Origin of the sequence: Chitinophaga sp. NPDC101104 (assembly GCF_050277495.1) — a bacterium.
Taxonomy (GTDB): domain Bacteria; phylum Bacteroidota; class Bacteroidia; order Chitinophagales; family Chitinophagaceae; genus Chitinophaga.
This window is the reverse complement of sequence record NZ_JBNNSF010000001.1, coordinates 81,609-101,694: the sequence shown is the minus strand read 5'-3', so window position 1 is coordinate 101,694 and position 20,086 is coordinate 81,609. Positions and strand designations below refer to the sequence as shown.

Genomic DNA, 20,086 nt, shown 5'->3' with positions numbered 1-20,086 from the left:
AAATATCCTACTTTTGCATTCCCCTTCAGACAAAGGGTAACAAAAAAAGTTGGTGCGGTAGCTCAGTTGGTAGAGCAATGGACTGAAAATCCATGTGTCGCCGGTTCGATCCCGGCTCACACCACGGAAAAAGAGATCATCGAAAGATGGTCTCTTTTTTTTGTGCCCCATCCATTTCCCTACTCATTTTTAAGTATTGTTCCCCCACTTCCGATCCCGCAAATTTGCAGACAGGATCAACAGCTGTTTGCCCGCAAACCGCCGCTGCGGTACAGGCGCATCCGCTGTACCAGTTTCCAATTTACCTCCTTGACGCCCAGACAAGCACCGGCGCGATATTTTTAGCGCCGCGGGAAGGGCTAATTTCTCATTACCCGCAAAACACGTTCTAATAACTACTGAAAATGATGAAAATAACAAAGGCTTCCCTTCCGGGGAGCTTTTTTATCATCAGGGGTAAAAGGTATACTTCAGCGTCCGCTGTTCAATAGTTGTTCCGTCTTTCCGGATACTGGTGATCCCGGTTAATAATCCTCCGGGCCGCAGGTAAGTTTCCTGTGTTGTTTCCTCATTGATGATAAACAGTTCCCCTCTTTCAAACATGGATGTTTCAATCACCGTCCTCACATTCCCGTTCCCACGCATCAACCATTCCGTCCGGATATTACGCTCCAACATGCAGCCGATAAGCCCTTCATCCTGCCACTGCACGATCCGGGATATTTGGCCATTCCTGCCGTAATAAAAACTATCGACCTTCAGCCACATGGGATTTCCGATCGATTCCTTCCGAAGTAGCAGTTTTCCTTTCTTACCGTACGTATAAAAATATTCCTGGATGAGGGCCAACGCAGGCTGGGGCACATTGCCCTCCAGGTATTCCACCAATTTATGATCGGTATTCTGGAACACCTGCTGGCTGGTGATACGGCCGTGTTTGTCGTACCGGAAGCTGCGTTTGATATGCCGCACGAAAAGCGTGGTGTCGAATTCCGGGAACCGATGGAGCCAGGCCGCTACTTCCGTACTGCCGCATTCCAGCAAGCGGCCTTTCCTCGAAAACACATAATAAGGCCGTCCCGGCACCGGTCCATTCGCTGGATTTCCGCAGAAAAGCGTGTCACCTTTTTGGACGTAAATATACCGGGTGATACTTCCGCTGCTGTCTCCCTCCGGATCCCCGGAGCTGATCAGAAGGCCCTTCTTATCATAGGTACGGACGGTCGTCATTCCGTAATAGCTCTCCGTGACAGATTGTACTTTCATTCGTCGGAACATTTCATTGTACGGCGAAAAATCCTCGACCGGATAGTTTTGTGCGAAAGCTGAAAATGTGGAAAATAAGAGGATGAAGGCAATCGGGATGCGGAACATATGGTATTCGGGTAAAGGTTCGGGGGAAGGAAGTTGCTTTTATTGATGGAATTCCTTCCCCTGAAAATAAGAAAAATAACGCCGGATTCCGCAATGAATGGATTTCCGGTTGGACATAATCCCCGCTCGTCCCTCCTTCAAACGTTGTAAACGGGCTTTCCGGCGGTAAAAGGGCACTTCGGGTTGGAAACCGCCGATGGGTTGCCTATTTTTAGGCAAAGGGGCATTCCCCTCCGCGAATTCCACAGTCAATCAATCTCTTATGAAAGTAAAAAGCTTCCCCGCCCGGGGGATTTTGTTGATAAGCTGCCTGTTCCTCCTCACCGCCTGCGCATCCCAACGTGCCCCGCAAGGCTCCGTGAACTGGAAACAAAAGAAAGTGCTCGTTTTCACCAAAAACGGGAAAGGATACGTCCACGACAATATCCCCGACGCAGCCGCCGCTTTCCAAAAAATGGGCGCCGATCATGGATTCGCGGTGGACGTGACGGACGACGCTTCCGTATTCTCCGAATCCCGCCTCGCCCAATACGACGCGCTGGTTTTTACTTCCACCAATAACGACGTGTTCGACACCGACGCGCAGAAAGTGGCGCTCATGCGGTACATCCAGTCGGGTGGCGGGTTCATGGGCGTGCATTCCGCCATCGGCACAGAACGGAAGTGGGACTGGTTCAAACGGATGATCGGCGGCACCTTCGCCTGGCACGCCAAATTCCAGCGGTTCCGCGTGGTAGCGGTAGACCCGGCGCACCCTTCCCTGAAAGACGTGCCGAAGGTCTGGGAGCGCGAAGACGAATGCTATTTCTCGAAAGAGATGTACGGCGGCATCCATCCCATTCTCGCCCACGACGTCAAAAGCCTGCAAGACGTGAACGATACCGTACTCACGAAAAACCAAGGCTCGTTCGGGAATTATTATCCCGCCGCCTGGTACCAACGTTTCGACGGCGGCTTTGTTTGGTTCACATCCTTAGGGCACCACAAGCGCGACTACACCGATCCCGTTTTCGTGAACCACCTTTACCAGGGGCTCCACTGGCTGGTCGGCCAAACGGCCCGCCGCAACCCGTCCAAAGCATACGCCACATCGCCCGGAACACCGGTCGATTATCAACGTTAATATGAGCAACATGAAACAATACCGTTACAGTTACCTGCTGGGCGCCTCGCTGCTCATGGCAGCCTGCCAGCCCGGCCAACCGAAAGAAGCGCAAGATATGGTTCACCTGATCACCCTCGCGCCCGGCCACTTCCACGCCGCGCTCGTCCAAAAAACCGCCACGCCGGGAATCGACAGCGTCGTGCATGTATATGCTCCGCAGGGCCCCGAGCTGGAAGCCCACCTCAATCTCATCAAACAGTATAATGAACGGCCCACCGATCCCACACACTGGAAAGAAGAAGTCTACTCCGGGGCCGACTGGCTGGAAAAATTAAAATCCGAGCGCAAAGGTTCCGTAGTGGTACTCGCCGGCAATAACCACGATAAAACCCGTTACATCGATGCCGCCGTTCAGGCAGGTATGCACGTACTGGCAGACAAGCCCATGGCCATTACCGAAGCGGACTTTACATCGCTGCGGAAAAGCTTCGCCGATGCCGGTGCCGCCAAAGTGCTACTATACGATATCATGACCGAACGTTCCGAGATCACGAATATCCTCCAGAAAGAGCTGCTCCGCGATGCTACCGTGTTCGGGGAAATGCAGCCCGGCACCCCGGAAAAACCGGCCATCGAAATCGAAAGCATTCACCACTTCTATAAAATGGTGTCGGGTAAACCGCTCCGCCGGCCCACCTGGTTCTTCGACCCCTCGCAGCAAGGCGATGCGCTCGTAGACGTGAACACCCATCTCGTAGACCTTACCCACTGGATGCTGTTCGATACTACCGCGCTCGACTATACGAAAGATATCCAGCTGAACAAAGCCGTGAAATGGAAAACGCCGCTGACGCTCGCGCAGTTCTCCACCATCACCGGCGCAGAAACGTTCCCCGAATTCCTGCAGGCTTACGTGAAAGACTCCGTGGCCGGCATCGCCGCGAATGGAACCGTGGATTATACCGTGAAAGGTTTCCACGTCCGCCTGTCGGCACTTTGGAATTTTGAAGCGCCTGCCGGCGGGGGCGATACGCATTTCGCCATTGCGCGTGGGAGCCGCAGCAACATCGTTATCCGCCAGGGCGCGGAGGAATCCTGGAAGCCTGAGCTGTTCGTGGAGCCCGTCGCAGCCGATACCGCCTTCGCCGCAACTTTGGATGCAGCCGTGAAGCGCCTTTCCACGAAGTATCCCGGTATTTCGGTGGAGGCGCGGGGCAAGGAATTCCATATCGTCATCCCGCAGGAATTGAAAACCGGCCACGAAGCGCATTTTGCCGAAGTGCTCCAGCGCTATCTCGGTTTCCTCAAAGCCGGCGCCGTTCCCGCCTGGGAAGTGAAAAACATGATCGCCAAATATTACGTGACCACCGCCGGACAAGCGATGGCCAAAGAGATCATCAAATAATGACCATGCACGACTTCGATCTGTCAGGAAAAAGAGCCTTGATAACGGGCGGCGGCTCCGGTCTCGGGCTGGCCGTTGCCCGCGCTTTCGCCGAATATGGTGCCGAAGTGATCATCGCCGGGCGGCGTGCCGATGTGCTCGATGCCGCCGCCGCCGAAATCGGTGGAAATGTGCGCACCATCGTTTGCGACCTCGCGCAGCTGGATATGATCCCCGACCTGGTAGACGGGATAGAATCGGCGTACGGTCCGCTGGATGTGCTCGTCAACAACGCCGGCATCCATCTCAAAAAAGATGCGCTCGACGTGACCGATACCGAATTCGAAACCGTGCTCCGCACTAACCTGCAGGCCGTTTTTGCACTGTCGCGCGAGGTAGCGAGACGGATGACGGAGCGGCGATCGGGCAGTATCATCATGATCAGTTCCATGGCGGCGAAGTACGGCATCCCGAAAGTGATCGCTTACACGGCCGCCAAAGCCGCGGTGGAAGGGATGACGAAGGCGATGGCGGTGGAATGGTCGGCCAAGGGCGTACGGATCAACAGCATCGCACCGGGTTTTATCGAGACAGACATGTCGGCCAAAGCGTTGAATAATGACCCCGACCGGAAGAACCGCGTACTGGGGCGAACACCCATGCAAAAATTAGGCAAACCGAAAGACGTAGCCCTCGCCGCCGTGTTCCTCGCTTCGGCGGCGGCCGGTTTCATTACCGGGACCAGCCTGGCGGTAGACGGCGGCAATTCCATCGGATTCTGATCACCCTCAATCATATTCCACATGCGACCCAAAAACAACGCCGGCGGCAGATCGCGCCGGAACTTCCTCAAAAACGCGATCACCGGTGCTGCCGGCACGGTGGCCCTCGCGCACATCCCGATGATCGTTCCGGCACACGTGATCAGCGGGCCACTGGCACCCAGTAACCGCATCAACGTAGGCGCCATCGGCAACGGGCGCATCTCCCGAGAACACGATATGCCCGGCGTCTGGAAACACGATGCCGCCCGCATCATGGCCGTTTGCGACCTCGACAGCAACCGCCTTGCCAGCGCGCAAAAATTCGTCAACGATTACTACACGAAAAAAACCGGGAAGGCAGACAACAGCGTCAAGGCCTATCACAATTACCAGGAGCTCCTGGCCGATAAAGACATCGATGCCGTCATCATTTCCACGCCAGACCACTGGCACGTGATCCCCGCCGTGGCGGCGGTGCGCGCGGGGAAAGACGTGTACATGCAAAAACCCGCGTCGCTCACCATTTCGGAAGGGCGGTACCTCAGCAATGAGGTCCACAAAACCGGGCGCATTCTCCAGATCGGCAGCCAGCAACGTTCCATGCCGCAGTTCAAAAAAGCCTGCGAACTGGTGCGCAACGGCCGGATCGGGAAAGTACATACCGTGTACGTGGGCCTGCCCATCGACGATCCCTCCCAGAGCACACCCGAAAAGGAAATGCCCGTTCCCGCAGAACTGAATTATGAAGCCTGGCTCGGAGAAACGCCCTTTGTGCCGTATACCCTTAAGCGCGTGCATCCCACGAACGATTTCAGCCGGCCGGGATGGCTCCGCTGCGAACAGTTCGGCGCGGGCATGATCACCGGCTGGGGTGCGCATCATTTCGATATCGTGAACTGGGGATTGGGATACGAATACACAGGCCCGATCGAGGTTTCGGCGAAAGCGGAATTCCCCGCCGCCGGGAACCTCTGGAACGTACACGGCCCTTTCCAGTCGGAAAATATTTATGCAGACGGCGTGAAAGTGCTCGCCAGCAACAGCTATCCCAACGGTGTGAAATTCGTAGGCTCGGATGGATGGATTTTCGTTTCCCGCGGAAATTATTCGGCAACCGCCAACGACCCCGCCGGCCAGGCGAAAAACAGCAAAGCCCTCGACGCTTCCGATCCCAAAATCCTTTCCTCGATCATCGGCGAAAACGAAATCCGGTTCGTAGACAGTCTCGACCATCACGGCAACTGGCTGGAAGCCGTTCGTTCGCGCCGGCAACCGATCACGCCGATCGAAGTGGGGCACCGCGCCTGTACGGTTTGCCTGCTCAACCACACCGCCATGAAACTGAAACGCAAACTTTTCTGGGACCCGGTGAAAGAACGTTTCCAAAACGACGACGAAGCCAATGCCACACTCACTCGGCCGCAACGCTGGCCGTATCTGCTCGACTGATATTCGAAGGCGGCTCCGGCCGCCTTTTTTTATGTTGTTTGCAAAAAACAGAAAATCCGGCCGCTTACAACCGGCGGGAACCGCATGTCTGGTTTCTTCAGGCGCCGGACCGAAGCCGCTGCAGCCTAATTATTCCGGGCCCCCTTTCCAACAAGCGGCTTTTTCTTATTTTCGGAAAATGAACCCGTCCGCCATCCTCGCCACCCGTCTCGAGCGACAGTTTTTATCCAGCCCTTCCATTGAAACGCCGGCATCCGTTGTTGCGCACATTTGCGCCATGCAGGCGCAGGATTTTGCGGGGGCTAAGTGGTCGCTCGGGATGCGATGTAAAAACCTGACCGATGATGGTGTGGAAAAGCTCCTGGAAAAGAGGGAGATCATCCGCATATCGAACCTCCGCGGCACGTTGCATTTCGTGCATCCGCAGGATGTGCGCTGGATGGCGACGCTCGTGACGCCGCGGGTAAAAATCCAGGGTGGCAGCCAGTGGAAAAAGCTGGGGCTCGACGCAGATTCCTTTTCGAAAGTCTACAAGATTTTCCGCCAGGTGCTGAAGAACGGGGAGGCGCTTTCCCGCAATGAACTGAAAACCATTCTCGATAAAAAACGGATCGATACTTCCGATCACCGCATGAACCAGTTCCTCACCATGGGCGGCCTGGAGCAGGTGATCTGCTGCGGCCCGCGACGGGGAAAGGAATTCACGTACGTGCTGCTCGACGAATGGCTGCCTCAAATCCCGTATCAACTTTCTCACGGCCCACTAACGGAGTTGGCTATACGCTATTTAAAAAGCCGCGGCCCGGCTACGCCGGAAGATTTCTCGTGGTGGTGCGGATTTCCGGTAACGGCGTGCCGGCGGGCGTTTGAAGAGGCGGGCAGCGCATTCGAAAGTTTTTCGTCCGGCGAAAAGACGTATTACCTCACACCTGGCGAAACGGCGGTGCGGCCGGATACGAAAGTCCGGTTACTGTCGGGATTCGATGAATATCATATCAGTTATGCGGACCGGTCGATGGTAGCGGATGGCGTGCCGGCGGGTGTGCTTTCACCGCCGAACGGGATTTTGCCGAACCTGGTGATTTCGAAAGGGAAGATCGTGGGGACCTGGCGCCGGGAGATCCGGAAAAACGGGGTGGAAATGGTTTATATACCTTTTGAAGGGATTTCGATCGGGGAGGAGCGGCTAGTCACGGCCGCGAACCGATATGGAAAGTTCATGGGTTTGCCGGCGGCGTGGGTTTCATGACCGGAATTCCCCGGGCCAGAGCCTGTTCATCCGCTCCACGAGGTAATTCAACTTCCGGTTCCGTTCCCCCTGCGCTTTTCCCAACTGTTGCCGAAAGCGGGTCAGCTCTTCCGAAAACATCCTGATCCGCAGCTGCTGGCGCGCCCATTTCCGGCGATGCCGTCTTCTTTTTCTCATGGTCCGAATTTCGTTTTTTTGTCGAATCCGGGGGTAAAAGGTTTGTTAAGAAAAGGATGTCCGGGAAATATTTATTTTTGATTTATGACCACCAATTCCATTCCGCGTGAAGCCACCACCGCGTGGCGTTTGAAAGCAATCTTTACCGGCTCTGTCGGCAATCTGGTGGAATGGTACGATTGGTACGCCTATTCCGCCTTCGCGATTTACTTCGCGCCGGTCTTCTTTCCGTCAGATAATCCAACCGCGCAATTATTAAACACCGCCGCCATTTTTGCCGTGGGTTTTCTCATGCGTCCCCTCGGCGGATGGCTCTTCGGAACGATCGCCGACCGCCGCGGCCGGAAAACTGCAATGACCTTGTCGGTTTTGTTGATGTCGCTCGGTTCCTTGCTCATCGCCTGTACGCCTTCTTTTACCAGCATCGGCGTAGCCGCGCCGGTATTGCTTTTGCTGGCGCGCCTCATGCAGGGGCTCAGCGTGGGCGGCGAGTACGGCACTTCTGCAACGTACCTCAGTGAAGTGGCGGACCCCTCGCGCAGGGGTTTCTTTTCCAGCTTTCAATATGTAACGCTAATCGGTGGACAAATCCTCGCGCTCGGCGTACAGATGCTGCTGCAGCGGGTTTTCCTCACGCCGGAACAATTGGCGGAATGGGGATGGCGCATCCCGTTCATCATCGGTGCCGCACTGGCCATCACGGCATTGTATCTCCGCCGGAACATGCACGAATCCGTAGATCTCGACACGAAAAAGAAGGAGCGCGGCTCCGTGAAAGCGCTTTTCCGCGATCATCCCCGCGCGGTGCTTACCGTGGTGGGATTGACGATGGGAGGAACGCTCGCGTTTTACACCTATACCACCTACATGCAAAAGTTTCTCGTCAACACCGTGAAACTGTCCAAAGAAGAATCCACGCTGATTTCGTTTTTCCTCGTGCTGATCTTCGCATGCATCCAGCCGCTGTTCGGTAAACTGTCCGACAGAATCGGGCGAAAGCCCTTACTGATCGGCTTCGGCGTGTTGGGTACCCTCTTAACCGTTCCGTTGCTTACGGCCATCAGCCATGCCGGATCCGTTTGGAGCGCGTTCTTTCTCATACTCGCCGCGCTTGTGATCGTGAGCGGCTACACGTCTATCAACGCCGTTGTAAAAGCGGAAATGTTCCCGGCGGAAATAAGAGCCCTCGGCGTGGGATTCCCATATGCGTTAACGGTGGCCCTTTTCGGCGGAACGGCCGAAACGATCGCGTTCCAACTCAAAGTGATCGGCCATGAATCGTGGTATTACTGGTACGTGACCATCTGCATTTTCATTTCGCTGCTCGTGTACGTTTTCTCGCGCGACAGCCGCAAGGATTCCTACATGGACCGGGAGCAACTATAAACGGTCGGGTGACGGACGCCCCGTGATTTTTAATTATTTTTGCCATTATGTACCTCACCATCAAGGCGCTTCATATCATTTTCATCGTGACCTGGTTCGCCGGGATGTTTTACATCGTGCGGCTGTTCGTGTATTTCACGGAAGCGCAGGAGATGGAAGAGCCCCGTCGCAGCATCCTCCAGGATCAATACCGGATCATGATGAAAAGGTTGTGGTTCGGGATCACCTGGCCCTCGGCCGTGCTGACGTTGATCTTTGGGCCATGGATGGCGCTTTTGCTGGGCAGCATCCCGGTTTGGCTGTGGATAAAACTGGCATTCGTGCTCGGCCTGTATTTTTATTTCTTTTTCCTTCATGGCATTTACAAAGACCTCCAGGCCGGGGTCATCAAACGCAGTTCCACGCAACTCCGCGTCTGGAACGAAGTAGCCACGATCTTCCTGGTGGCGATCGTTTTCCTGGTAGTCCTGAAAAGTTTTCTGAGTACGGTTTGGGCCCTGGCCGGACTGGCCCTTTTTACCGCCGCGCTGATGGTGGCGATCAAGGTGTACAAAAACATCCGCGAGAAGAAAAAATAATCCGCTTTTATTTTTTACCCAAGGTGAGCTGCAGGCTGACGCCGGCGGAATACAACTTCACTTTTCCTTCCCCGACGCCACCGGCCGGGATTTTCACATAAGGTTGCAAGCCCCAGTTCAACCGACCTTTCGTGTTCTTCTCCCAACCAGCGCTGAGGTTGATGACGGAAAACCAGTGTTGGTTTTGGTTGTTATATACGCGGGTCCGTTTGGGGTAGTTGGTATAGTAATAATCATACTTTTCGCGCAGCATGAAATACGTGGATGCGCCTGCGCTCACGTTCCATCTGCCGGTCGGGCGTTCCGCAAAAACGTAATGTATATTGAGCGGTACGTCGATCACGTCGCAATCCGCGTCGATGTCTGTGTAGTATGCAGGGCCATTGACTTTGTATTCGTCGGGCGAAGCGCCGTAGATTTTTTTCGTGTAGGCGGCGCCGGTACTAATGAACCAACGGTTATTCACATGGTACCTGAGCAGGAGGCCGCCGGTGAACCCGATCCTGGTGCCAACGAAAGATGCGGTGGCGTTCACGTCTGGCCCGAGGAAGATACCTCCTTCGAAACCCTTCCTGCGCGGGGCTTTCCAGGGACCGGGGGTTGATTGTGCCGAGTCTGTTTTCGTTTCGGTGGAAGGATTATTCGATCCTGGTGTTTGTGCAATTCCTGTGCCTTTATCCACATCCGTTTTTTTGCCGGACTGATTTTGCGGAGGAAGGATCGCCGGTGTCGGTTTATTCACATCCGGATGGGGATCGTTCGTTTTTTGATCGATGATTTTTGATGAGCCGGTCAATTTATTCACATCCGGATTTCCCGTTCCATCATTCTGAGGGATGTTGGCGGAAGGAGCCGTTGCATTATTCACATCCGGATTTCCTTTTTCAGAGATCAACGATGAACCGGTCACTTTATCCACATCGGGAATTTCGTTGTTCCGTTTTTGCGTGGCGATGTTTGCGGCGAGGTTGTTTTTTCCAACCCGAAATTTCGGGTCGTTATTTTTTAACGAAGAGGAAGGGGAGTTGGCAGCCCCTTTATCCACATCATTCGAACTTTCTCCTTTTGAAATGAAATTGGCGGAAGGAGATGCGGACGATTTTGATGGTTTATCCACATTCGATTTCCCATCGTCCGCGGATGGAAGTTTTGCGGTTCCGGAAGCGGGAGTGTTATCCACCGTTTCGTTTTTCCCTTCCGGATTGGTCAATTGGTTTTCGGAAATAATATTGTCGTCGGAAGTTGCGCCGGCGTTTTCCACATTTTGTTGCGAGAAGAACCACCAGCCGCCAAGCCCCAGGATGAGCACGAGCCCGCTCAGCCACCACCAGATGGGGCGGCGGCGGTTAGGCTCGTCCAGCAGTTTTTCCATCCGCTCCCAGGCCATGGGCTCGAATGGAATTTCTGCGTCCTGCAGCTTTTTCCGGATATTATGTTCAAACTGTTCGCTCATGACGGTTGGGCGGCACCGATGGATCCCGGGCCGGAAATATTCATAGATGTGATGGCTTCGATTTTTTCTTTGAGTATCCGCTTCGCCTTAAACAAATTGGATTTGGATGTGCCTTCCGAAATTCCGAGCATATTTGAAATTTCCTGGTGCTGAAATCCTTCGAGCACATATAAATTGAAAACGGTCCGGTAAGCGGGAGGGAGGTGTTGTACCAATTGGAGAATTTCTTCGTATGACAATTTACTGATCGCATATTCGTCGGGCATCCCCAAATCGTACACCTGTGTGATGTCTTCCGTAAAAACGATTTTCTTCCGGCTGCGCAAATGGTCGATAGCGGTGTTCGCCATGATTTTGCTCAACCAGCTTTTGAAAGGTCGGGACGTATCGTAAGAATCGATGTGGTGAAAAATTTTCAAGAAACCGTCGTTTAAAATTTCAATCGCCTCCTCTTTGTTATTCGCATATCGCAAACAGATAGCCATGGCATATCCAAAGAATTGCCGGTAAAGTGCTTCCTGACTGGAACGGTTCCAGTTCCTGCAGCCCGCTATGATTGCTGATATGTCCTGCACTGATTTTTTAAAATTCGGGTTTCCCGAAACCGCGGGAATACGGATGGCTAAAATTTTTTTTCGGGCGTTACTACAGTATGTACGGTTTTCAATTCTCGCAGGTTGCCTCGGTCCAAAAATTTTGTTGATTTTCCTTCCGTTTTTTCTTCAAAAATGCCCCATTCAAAGATAGCCCACTTTTTAGCCCGGATTTTCGTTTTTTATCGTTTTTGATACCTAGCCCTCAGCCATGCCGAGATCATCGAAATTTGGAGACGTTTTTAATTAGTTGATTTTCAATTGTTTATGGTTTTTCGGATGAAATTGCCATTTTCCACGTGGAACATAAAAAAAGAGCGGCCGAAAAAACCGACCGCTCTTTTTCCTGGGAAAAATATTTTCCTACCGGCCCATGTAGACCATAAGAATTTGTACGTCGCTGGGATTGACGCCGCTGATCCGGCTCGCTTGACCGAGGGTCCGCGGTTTGATGCGAGAAAATTTCTGGCGCGCTTCGTTCGATAACGAAACGAGTTTGGAATAATCGAACGATTCGGGGATCATCAGATCTTCGAGTTGACTCATTCTTTGCACCAGTTCATTTTCCTTTTCGATATACACGTCGTACTTCACCTGGATTTCTACTTGCTCGAGCACTTCCTTTGAATAATTTTCGAGTGCTTTTTCCACTTTCGGCAGATGCTGTTTCATGGAAAAAATGTCGATGCCCGGGCGCAGCAAAATTTGATGTGCGCGTTGTTTTTGGGTGAGGGGAGCAGAGCCGCTGGCTTGCAACCAGGCGTTCGCTTCTTCGGGTTCGAGCGGTAATTCTTTCAGGATGGATTTTATCTTTTCTACACCTTCCAGTTTTTCGCGGGTGCGGGCCATGCGCTCGTCGGTCGCGAGGCCGAGGGCGTGGCTGCGTTCGGTCAACCGGAGGTCGGCGTTGTCCTGGCGAAGGAGGGTCCTGAACTCTGCGCGTGAAGTAAACATGCGGTAGGGTTCGTCGGTCCCTTTGTTGATGAGGTCATCGATTAGTACGCCGATATATGCTTCGCTGCGTTTCAAAACGAGCGGGGCCTGTTCGGCAACTTTCAGGTGCGCGTTGATACCGGCCATCAAACCTTGACATGCGGCTTCTTCGTAGCCGGTAGTTCCATTGATCTGGCCGGCAAAAAACAGGTTGGCGACCTGTTTCGTTTCGAGGGAAAACTGCAGTTGGGTAGGCGGGAAGTAATCATATTCGATCGCGTAACCGGGCCGGAACATTCTCACATTTTCGAATCCGGCCACCATGCGCAGGGCTTTCAGCTGTACATCTTCGGGGAGGGAAGTTGAAAATCCGTTGACGTAGATTTCAACGGTGTTGAATCCTTCCGGTTCTACGAATAACTGGTGGCGTTCGCGTTCGGCGAAACGGTTGATTTTATCTTCGATGGAGGGACAGTAGCGCGGCCCGATTCCCTGGATTCGTCCCTGGAACATGGGGGAGCGATCAAACCCGGTCTTCAGAATTTCGTGTACATTTTCGGAAGTGTAGGTGATCCAGCAGGAGCGTTGTTGTTCCGGGCGGATCTTTTCAACGTCCATATAGCTAAAGCCAACGATTTCTTCGTCGCCTTTTTGTTCTTCCATTTTGGAGTAATCGAGGGAGCGGCCGTCGATACGGGGAGGTGTCCCGGTCTTTAGGCGGTCGCTTTCGAAACCGAGGGATACCAATTGTTCGGTGATACCGGTGGCTGCTTTTTCTGCAACGCGGCCGCCGCCGAACTGTTTATCGCCGATATGGATGACGCCATTGAGGAATGTGCCATTGGTGAGGACGACAGCTTTCGCGGATATTTCGTGTCCGAGGCCGGTGATTACGCCTTGGCAGACACCGTTTTTAATGATGAGTGCTTTCACCATATCCTGGTAGAAATCTACGTTCGGGGTATTTTCCAGGGCTTCGCGCCATTTGGCGGCGAAGAGCATGCGGTCGTTTTGTGTGCGGGGGCTCCACATGGCGGGACCTTTGCTACGGTTGAGCATGCGGAACTGGATCATGGACTGGTCGGTCACGATGCCGGAGTAGCCTCCGAGGGCATCAATCTCACGAACGATCTGGCCTTTGGCGATGCCACCCATAGCGGGGTTGCAGCTCATTTGCGCGATCGTCTGCATATTCATGGTAACGAGGAGAACCCGGGAACCCATATTGGCGGCGGCAGCGGCGGCTTCACAGCCTGCGTGTCCGGCACCAACTACAATAACATCGTAAACAGGGAACATATTTGAATTTTGAAAGTGCAAAGTTAAGTCAAAAGATTGATGGACAGGGTAGAAGTTGGGGGGAAGTGATCGGATATGGTCTTTGTCTGACTTTCGATTCGAAAGGGAATTTCTTTTTCTGAGATGTGTGATGCTACTTGTTTGGTTTCCCGGTGTTGGTGGTGGTTAGATAGATTGTTACGGGTTTTAGTACGGGAATTGGAAGGGGTAGAAAGCTGAAATACTCCGATTGTATACTGTAACTCCGGATACCGGTAGGTTGAAAAGGGTGCGAAATCGCAGGGAGGTTATCTTTTCTAAGTCTTCGATTGTTTCCCGGGGGCTTTAATTTTTATTGGGCTTTTATACTGTCTGCCCTGGGGGTAATCAATGGTGTTAGTGATAGATTACTGGTATGGAATTGCAAACGTCCGCATTCCGCATGCATTGCTTCTAAGCTAGAAAGACAATTCCCAGCCTCAGAAAATCCGTTCATTGGGCGAGGAGCTCCAGGGATATTTAGGGCATATAATATAAGTAAGAGGTCAATGCCGATATAGTTAGCGGATCGGCTAGGGGAAGTAGGAACATAGTATTCCTAATTCATCTCTCCGAGCATGAGTAAACTAAGTTCCTTGGAGGGAAAGGGAGGGAGATGGGAACATAGTTACTTTGTTTCTCCTTTTCGAGGGAGAAAACTAAATCCTTTAAGAAAAAATAGCGAGTAAAATCTTTGGACGTGGGCACGAGTATTCATGTTTCTGCTCTTCATTGGTGAGTAAGCTTATTCCTTTTAGAGGAAATAGAGAGTAGGCTCTTGGGAAGGGGAGACATGGTTCCTTCGTTTCTACTCTCCAAGGCGGAGGGAACTAAATCCTTTTAGAGGGAATAGAGAGTAGACTGATGAGAAATGGAGACATATTTCCTTTGTTTCTAGTCTCAAAAGGGGGAGGAAACTTAATCCCTGATAGGGAAAACGTAGTAGAAGTAGGACAGCGCTCCTTTTCAGCTCTCTAAGGGTGAGGAAACTATGTCCCTTGGTTCAAAAAGGCAGCAAACTCTTTGGAGGTGGGGGATTTCATTCCTTTGTTTCAATCATTCGTGTGGAAAAACCCTCCATATCCATTAAAACACTCAGAAAGTTAAAAACTTCCGGGGTTCAGTAGGCCCAGGATGCATCTAGCATATCGGAATTACCATCCTGCTTCTCCATAAAGCAACCTGCAGATGCGCTTTAAAAAACGCTGTAGGGAAGGAACTTTGTTTTGGCCACATCTAGGTGTAGATTAGAGGGCGTACCTTCCAAGTAGTCCATACGCTAAATCCAAAAATCTTTTCCTCCAGTACCTCAATCCAGTCCAAAAGCACCTGTCTAACCTATATTAAAGCGTTTAAGCTGTATGTTCCACGTGGAACACGCGGTTCATTTTTCTTTTTAACGGCCCGATTAACTCAAAGTGCAAGCACCAAGTTTCTCAACATACAACCAATCATGTTCCACGTGGAACATTCAAGTCTTCAATACAAAACACACCTAATCAGGGGAGATCGCCGTTCGATTACGCATGAATTGGTTTAAAGTGGGCTAAATTGATATCCTACCTGCACGAATGGTAATAAAAGAGCCATGAACGATAAAAGTTCCTCCGAATAATGCAACCCTGACCCCCTTTCAACTCTATAATGCGTATTTGCAGGATAAATATGGCGGCCTAAGTAGGAAAAGTCCACCGGCGAAACAACTTAGTTATTTAAAACCAGTCTACCTGGGCAAATAACTACCAAAACAAACAATCATTAGACGATAATAGTAGAGTAAACAAGCTCCAGTATGTCCTGACGAAAGAAAAAAAGGCTCTAAAGCAGCAGAACTCCGCAAGAAGGCATGCTTTCCCCCCAATACCGTCTAAATGTATCCTTATACCATTAGAAATAGTAAGAATTGTCGTTAACCCAGTAGCTAGGACGGCTCGTTCCCGGGAGTAATTCGTCAAGACTGTCCAAAAAGGCCATTATCAAACCTATTCCACACTAAGACCCTCCCAATAGCAATCAAAAACCTGAAAATCAATAAAATCGACCTTGAATTCATGCCTTTGATATTATAACCCGATTAATGTTCCACGTGGAACACTTAAACCAGGCATCCTATAAACAAATTCATCCGTGATGAACCAACCTGTACGTCAAAAGATCCAGGTGGAAGCGGTGAACCAAAGCAAATCCGGCTTTTTACGATAGTCCAGTCACATTTACCAGCTTGAGAAGGTCATAATTGCCAGCATTCAAAACAACGATCCATATACTAAGCTTGAAATTGAATTCAACACTTCATATTTCTAGGGATAACCCATCTTGATCAACGAAAAAGCAGGTATGTTCCACGTGGAACATACATCATACCCCCATTAAACCACCAATACTAGCATATTGAACGGCAGTATAGCTTATTCATTCATTTAAAGATAGGAATCAACCGAGGGAAATGGCGGGTTCCCCATCGGAATAACCCATTTTTCTCCAATACTTCCGAATATGGAGTATAAACAATATCCTAATAGAGCTCAGAATGAATAGAAGGGCAGAAGAGGCCCTCTTTATTACCAAACCATTAAAATAAAGCAAGCAAGAAGTATGGTCCTTCCTTCATTCTATATATCAAAGGCCGCACAGTGCCTTAGCTATGCACATTTTCTTGGGAAATCACGCTAAATAGGAACTTTTCCGGCCGTTTTTGTACGCCTTTCTACCGATTCGCACGTTGCAATGGGTAGTGCGATTCCTAACTGAAAGAAAAAAGCCGTTCGATGGCCGTAGGCTGGTACTTTTCAGCCCATCCCGTTGTTTTGAAAGGTTATTAGTGAATTAGAGGGGCTGGCCAACTATTCTCAAACCAAAAATCAAAGAAAAGGGATCCGCCGAACCGCAAATAGCTATAAACCCAATATCAGGTTATCCTAAAAGATATTATACCGGATTATACCGTTTCAATTATACCTGGCCAAAGAATCAAAAGGTAAATACTCGATCAACCATCTATAAATAGAACATAAAAGCTTGAATGCAGAGATTTCCTTCTATAATCAACTATAAACCTACAAACGAGAATTAATCGAGATAATCAGAGTACAACAAACCCAAAAGAAATGAACCTCTCATCAGAAAAGCCAAAGGTTACAATTGAAACTAGTACCAGAAAACAGCTTTAACCTACAAAACACATAGTCCGTCCCTTGCAGCAACTGAAAGAAGGGTTGGGGCACATCAAAACATTCAATTAGCCGGATCAGGAAACTACCCAAACCGTAAAATCAACTATAACACAAGGAGCGCAACTGAACTCAATGGAATCAAACAGCAATAAAAGAGGAAACTTCTGCTTTTTCAAGCATTGAAGATTGAAAACTACGAAAGTAGCGTCTCAATGTGCGATTTTGAAGCAAACCCCATGGTCGATACCTCGGACCTCAGGGCTTACTGCATAAAAAAAGCTCCCAAATTGGGAGCTACATGCCTATAAGCGGATGTTCCACGTGGAACATGGCAACGGTGTTAAGATTCAAAGTACAGTTTCAGGTTCTCATCCTCCTTTTCCCGCATAATAGCTTCTTCTTTCCTGGATTTATCCCGGAAACCACATAAATGCAATGCCCCATGGAAAATTACGCGGTGCAGCTCATAGTTTTCCGACACCTTGAACTTAACCGCATTCTCACGGACTCTATCTATAGAAATGTAAATCTCTCCCTCCGTAATATCCGGGTTTTCCGAAAGCTCAAAAGTGACAATATCTGTGTAAGTATCGTGCTGCAGAAACTCCTGATTGATCGTTAACAGGTACTCGTCCGAACAAAAAACATAATGCAGGTTCTTTAAACCCTGTCCCTCACGCCTAAAAAGCTCTTTCAGGAATGCCTTCAGCCGGGTACGCTCTTTCAGCTGGACTTTCACCTCGTGTAATGTAAAATTGATTGCCATTGTGTAAAATTATGGTGAAAAAGCCTTTCAGCAGTGGCCTTTTTTTGCATTATGGCCGTTGAGCGGTACCTTTGCCCCGTAATAGCTGGGACAGCAGTCACAGATTGGTTTTAACTCGCTCAACAAGAAAATATGATTAAACTTTCTTCCCTCACCCTTGGTAAAAGTGCAGTAATACGGGAATTCGAGAAAAGCGACCTTCATATAAAACTCATGGAAATGGGATGTGTTCCGGGGGAAACAGTAAAAGTAGAAAAGATCGCGCCGCTGGGAGATCCAATTTGCATCATCGTTGCCGGCTACAATCTTTCACTCCGTAAAACCGAAGCGGATCATATCTGGGTTGAAGAAGTTGCCGTATAAAATATCTCCACCGTTAAATAAGATCTTTGGCCATCTCAGTGAGATGGCCTTTTTATTTGGAGTAGGGGAAAAGCAGACTAAATATATAATGGAGTGATGATCCCACAACCTATTTTATAAATGCAGCAAGCAATGGAAGTAATACATCTAATAAATACATCGCGGAAATTCTCTTTCAGAAAAAGTATTTCATGTTAGAAGCTGTCACTTCCAAATCCCTCATCGAGCTGGATGTACAATATATTATTTTGTAACCTTTCTACTCAAAATTCCTAGACCCGGAATTCCCATAACAGCTTTCCAAAGAAATTCGACTATATATTATTATGTACCCCTAATCCAGCAATCCCTGCCGAATATTGTCGCATTATACAAACCAGGAGAAAATACACCTATATATTATTATGTGTATTCTCCAGCATCAATATATCAATCGTGCGACAATCCGACGAATATTCCATTCGCTTCAAAGATCTTTACGGAAAGGAAAATCTACTGAAAAAGAAAAAATCAATTCAAACTTGCCACCTCACAAATAGACAATACATCCCCAGTCCGAAATTCCTTCCAGAAAAAATTCCCCTTTTCCCTGAATGTATCCGGCAGCAGAAAATCCATCAACCGAAATCAGAAACCGTAATACTATACGAAGTATCTAAAGAAACAGTCACTGCTCCGGAAAGACATAACTTCCCCGTTCCGAAATTCATTCAGAAAAAATTCGCTTTCCATCCAGTCAAATTCAGCGGAATATAATCCATCCCACCCCGATCCCAGGTGTATGCATCTATCACTACACAACCCCGGCATAGGAGAGGAGATCTAACTACTCCATCCCGAAAATGCTTTCAGAAAAATCCCATATGTCCTGGAACCATTCCAGCGGAAAAATCCTCCCGGAAATCCATCCCTCATTTCATGCGTCTATCACCACACAAAACGGAACACCCATCCGAAAAAGAAATTATTCTCCATCCTGAAATAGCTCCTAAAAATCTGTTCCCGAAAATAAGCCCGGCAAGGAAATCCCATCGATCCGCAATCGTCGTCCATATATATAATGAACAGGCCAACGATCACAACAGGACATAAAATCCCCTACCCGAATTACATTCAGAAAAAGCCATCGCCTGAAAAATTCTCCGGCGGAAAAAATCTACGCAACCAAAAACCAGTTCATACATCTATCACTATACAAACAGATCTTCATTCACGAAAAGAGATCACTCCTCCATCCCGAAAAACATTTCAGAAAAACCGATCCCCGAAAATCATCGGCGGAAAAATCATTTCATCACAACCATCACCTGGCAGAAACATCTATCACTGATTCTACCATGCATATCACCTGAAAAGACATCCATCTCCATCCCGAAAAATTTCCATCGATCTTGTGTTCCTTTCAAAAATCCGTCAGCGGATCATTCGCCTTTGTTTCAACCGATCACACGGTCAATGAATCTATCACTCCATTAACCAGTCACCAGATTTGAAAAGACATACCTTCTCCAGTCCGAAAAAACTTCAGAAAAAAACTACGACCCTTCAGCGGCATCCAGTCCTCCGCGATCCACTTCAATTGCGCATGAATCTATCACTTCATAAAACGCAAATACGCGATCACAAAAAGACATAGTTTCTCCATTCCGAAAAGTCTTTCAGAAAAAACGGCCCTTCAAAAACATCATCGGCGGAAAAATCGTTCGTGCATTCGTCCTGGTGCGTGCACGCATCAAAACCTGTAACGCATTCACAAACGAACATACCTTCTCCACCCCGAAAATGCTTTCAGAAAAACACAACGGAAAAATCCCCGGCGGAAAAAAATCCCGCGAAACAAAAATCAGTGCATGAGTCTATCACCTCATCCACCGAAAACCTTCGTCCCGAAAAGACATAATTTCTCCATCCCGAAAAATCTTTCAGAAAAAATTACCCGGCTCCGGACACCGGCGCGTTCCGGAAATCCTGCAACCCACTCCCTAAGAAGCGATTACGGAATTTCCGAAGCGGCAAATGTAT

The 20,086-nt window shown here is 49.8% G+C and carries 14 protein-coding genes and 1 tRNA gene; 9 read left to right on the top strand and 6 right to left on the bottom strand.

The window, feature by feature from the left end:
• The first annotated feature begins 51 nt into the window (after positions 1-51).
• Positions 52-124, top strand: a tRNA-Phe gene (locus tag ACQKLP_RS00440).
• A gap of 326 nt (positions 125-450) precedes the next feature.
• On the opposite strand, the gene ACQKLP_RS00435 is transcribed toward ACQKLP_RS00440, so the two are convergent.
• Complete coding sequence (locus ACQKLP_RS00435) at positions 451-1,266, bottom strand: hypothetical protein (protein WP_427319018.1); 816 nt, start codon at positions 1,264-1,266, stop codon at positions 451-453.
• A 370-nt stretch (positions 1,267-1,636) separates the two neighbouring features.
• Here ACQKLP_RS00435 and ACQKLP_RS00430 point away from each other — a divergent pair, with 370 nt between their 5' ends.
• The 5 genes from ACQKLP_RS00430 to ACQKLP_RS00410 all read left to right on the top strand — a co-directional run bounded on the left by ACQKLP_RS00430 (position 1,637) and on the right by ACQKLP_RS00410 (position 7,325).
• Positions 1,637-2,497, top strand: coding sequence for a ThuA domain-containing protein (locus ACQKLP_RS00430; RefSeq protein ID WP_427319016.1), 861 nt, complete (start codon positions 1,637-1,639; stop codon positions 2,495-2,497).
• 10 nt (positions 2,498-2,507) lie between these two features.
• Complete coding sequence (locus ACQKLP_RS00425; RefSeq protein WP_427319014.1) at positions 2,508-3,884, top strand: putative oxidoreductase C-terminal domain-containing protein; 1,377 nt, start codon at positions 2,508-2,510, stop codon at positions 3,882-3,884.
• Between the two features lie 5 nt (positions 3,885-3,889).
• Positions 3,890-4,645, top strand: coding sequence for an SDR family NAD(P)-dependent oxidoreductase (locus ACQKLP_RS00420; protein ID WP_427319012.1), 756 nt, complete (start codon positions 3,890-3,892; stop codon positions 4,643-4,645).
• A gap of 21 nt (positions 4,646-4,666) precedes the next feature.
• Positions 4,667-6,076 (top strand): Gfo/Idh/MocA family protein, encoded by a 1,410-nt coding sequence (locus tag ACQKLP_RS00415; RefSeq protein WP_427319010.1) that lies wholly within the window; start codon positions 4,667-4,669, stop codon positions 6,074-6,076.
• Positions 6,077-6,254: 178 nt separating this feature from the next.
• Complete coding sequence (locus ACQKLP_RS00410) at positions 6,255-7,325, top strand: winged helix DNA-binding domain-containing protein (protein ID WP_427319008.1); 1,071 nt, start codon at positions 6,255-6,257, stop codon at positions 7,323-7,325.
• Here the strand turns inward: ACQKLP_RS00410 and ACQKLP_RS00405 are convergent.
• Positions 7,320-7,502 carry a hypothetical protein gene (locus ACQKLP_RS00405; protein ID WP_427319006.1) on the bottom strand — a complete coding sequence of 61 codons (183 nt, stop codon included), beginning with the start codon at positions 7,500-7,502 and terminating at the stop codon, positions 7,320-7,322. The two genes, ACQKLP_RS00410 and ACQKLP_RS00405, sit on opposite strands and share 6 nt — an antisense overlap.
• Before the next feature lie 84 nt (positions 7,503-7,586).
• Here ACQKLP_RS00405 and ACQKLP_RS00400 point away from each other — a divergent pair, with 84 nt between their 5' ends.
• Together ACQKLP_RS00400 and ACQKLP_RS00395 are read left to right on the top strand one after the other, a co-directional pair.
• Positions 7,587-8,888 carry an MFS transporter gene (locus ACQKLP_RS00400; protein WP_427319004.1) on the top strand — a complete coding sequence of 434 codons (1,302 nt, stop codon included), beginning with the start codon at positions 7,587-7,589 and terminating at the stop codon, positions 8,886-8,888.
• A 47-nt stretch (positions 8,889-8,935) separates the two neighbouring features.
• On the top strand, positions 8,936-9,466 hold the full coding sequence (locus tag ACQKLP_RS00395) for a CopD family protein (protein WP_427319002.1): 531 nt from the start codon (positions 8,936-8,938) through the stop codon (positions 9,464-9,466).
• Between the two features lie 7 nt (positions 9,467-9,473).
• Here ACQKLP_RS00395 and ACQKLP_RS00390 read toward each other — a convergent pair whose 3' ends face one another.
• From ACQKLP_RS00390 to ybeY, 4 genes are all read right to left on the bottom strand, one after another.
• A complete protein-coding gene (locus ACQKLP_RS00390) occupies positions 9,474-10,919 on the bottom strand; it encodes a porin family protein (RefSeq protein ID WP_427319000.1) in 1,446 nt (481 codons plus the stop codon).
• Positions 10,916-11,494 carry an RNA polymerase sigma factor gene (locus ACQKLP_RS00385; protein WP_427318998.1) on the bottom strand — a complete coding sequence of 193 codons (579 nt, stop codon included), beginning with the start codon at positions 11,492-11,494 and terminating at the stop codon, positions 10,916-10,918. Before ACQKLP_RS00385 ends, ACQKLP_RS00390 begins: the two co-directional genes overlap by 4 nt.
• A 381-nt stretch (positions 11,495-11,875) precedes the next feature.
• On the bottom strand, positions 11,876-13,744 hold the full coding sequence (gene mnmG / locus ACQKLP_RS00380) for a tRNA uridine-5-carboxymethylaminomethyl(34) synthesis enzyme MnmG (protein WP_427318996.1): 1,869 nt from the start codon (positions 13,742-13,744) through the stop codon (positions 11,876-11,878).
• 3,531 nt (positions 13,745-17,275) lie between these two features.
• The gene (ybeY, locus tag ACQKLP_RS00375; RefSeq protein WP_427318994.1) at positions 17,276-17,701 is read right to left on the bottom strand and encodes an rRNA maturation RNase YbeY; all 426 of its coding nucleotides are present in this window, start codon (positions 17,699-17,701) and stop codon (positions 17,276-17,278) included.
• Positions 17,702-17,833: 132 nt separating this feature from the next.
• Between ybeY and ACQKLP_RS00370 the strand changes: the two genes are divergently transcribed.
• Entirely contained in the window at positions 17,834-18,064 is a 231-nt protein-coding gene (locus ACQKLP_RS00370) for a FeoA family protein (protein ID WP_126248549.1), read from the top strand.
• Positions 18,065-20,086: the final 2,022 nt, after the last annotated feature.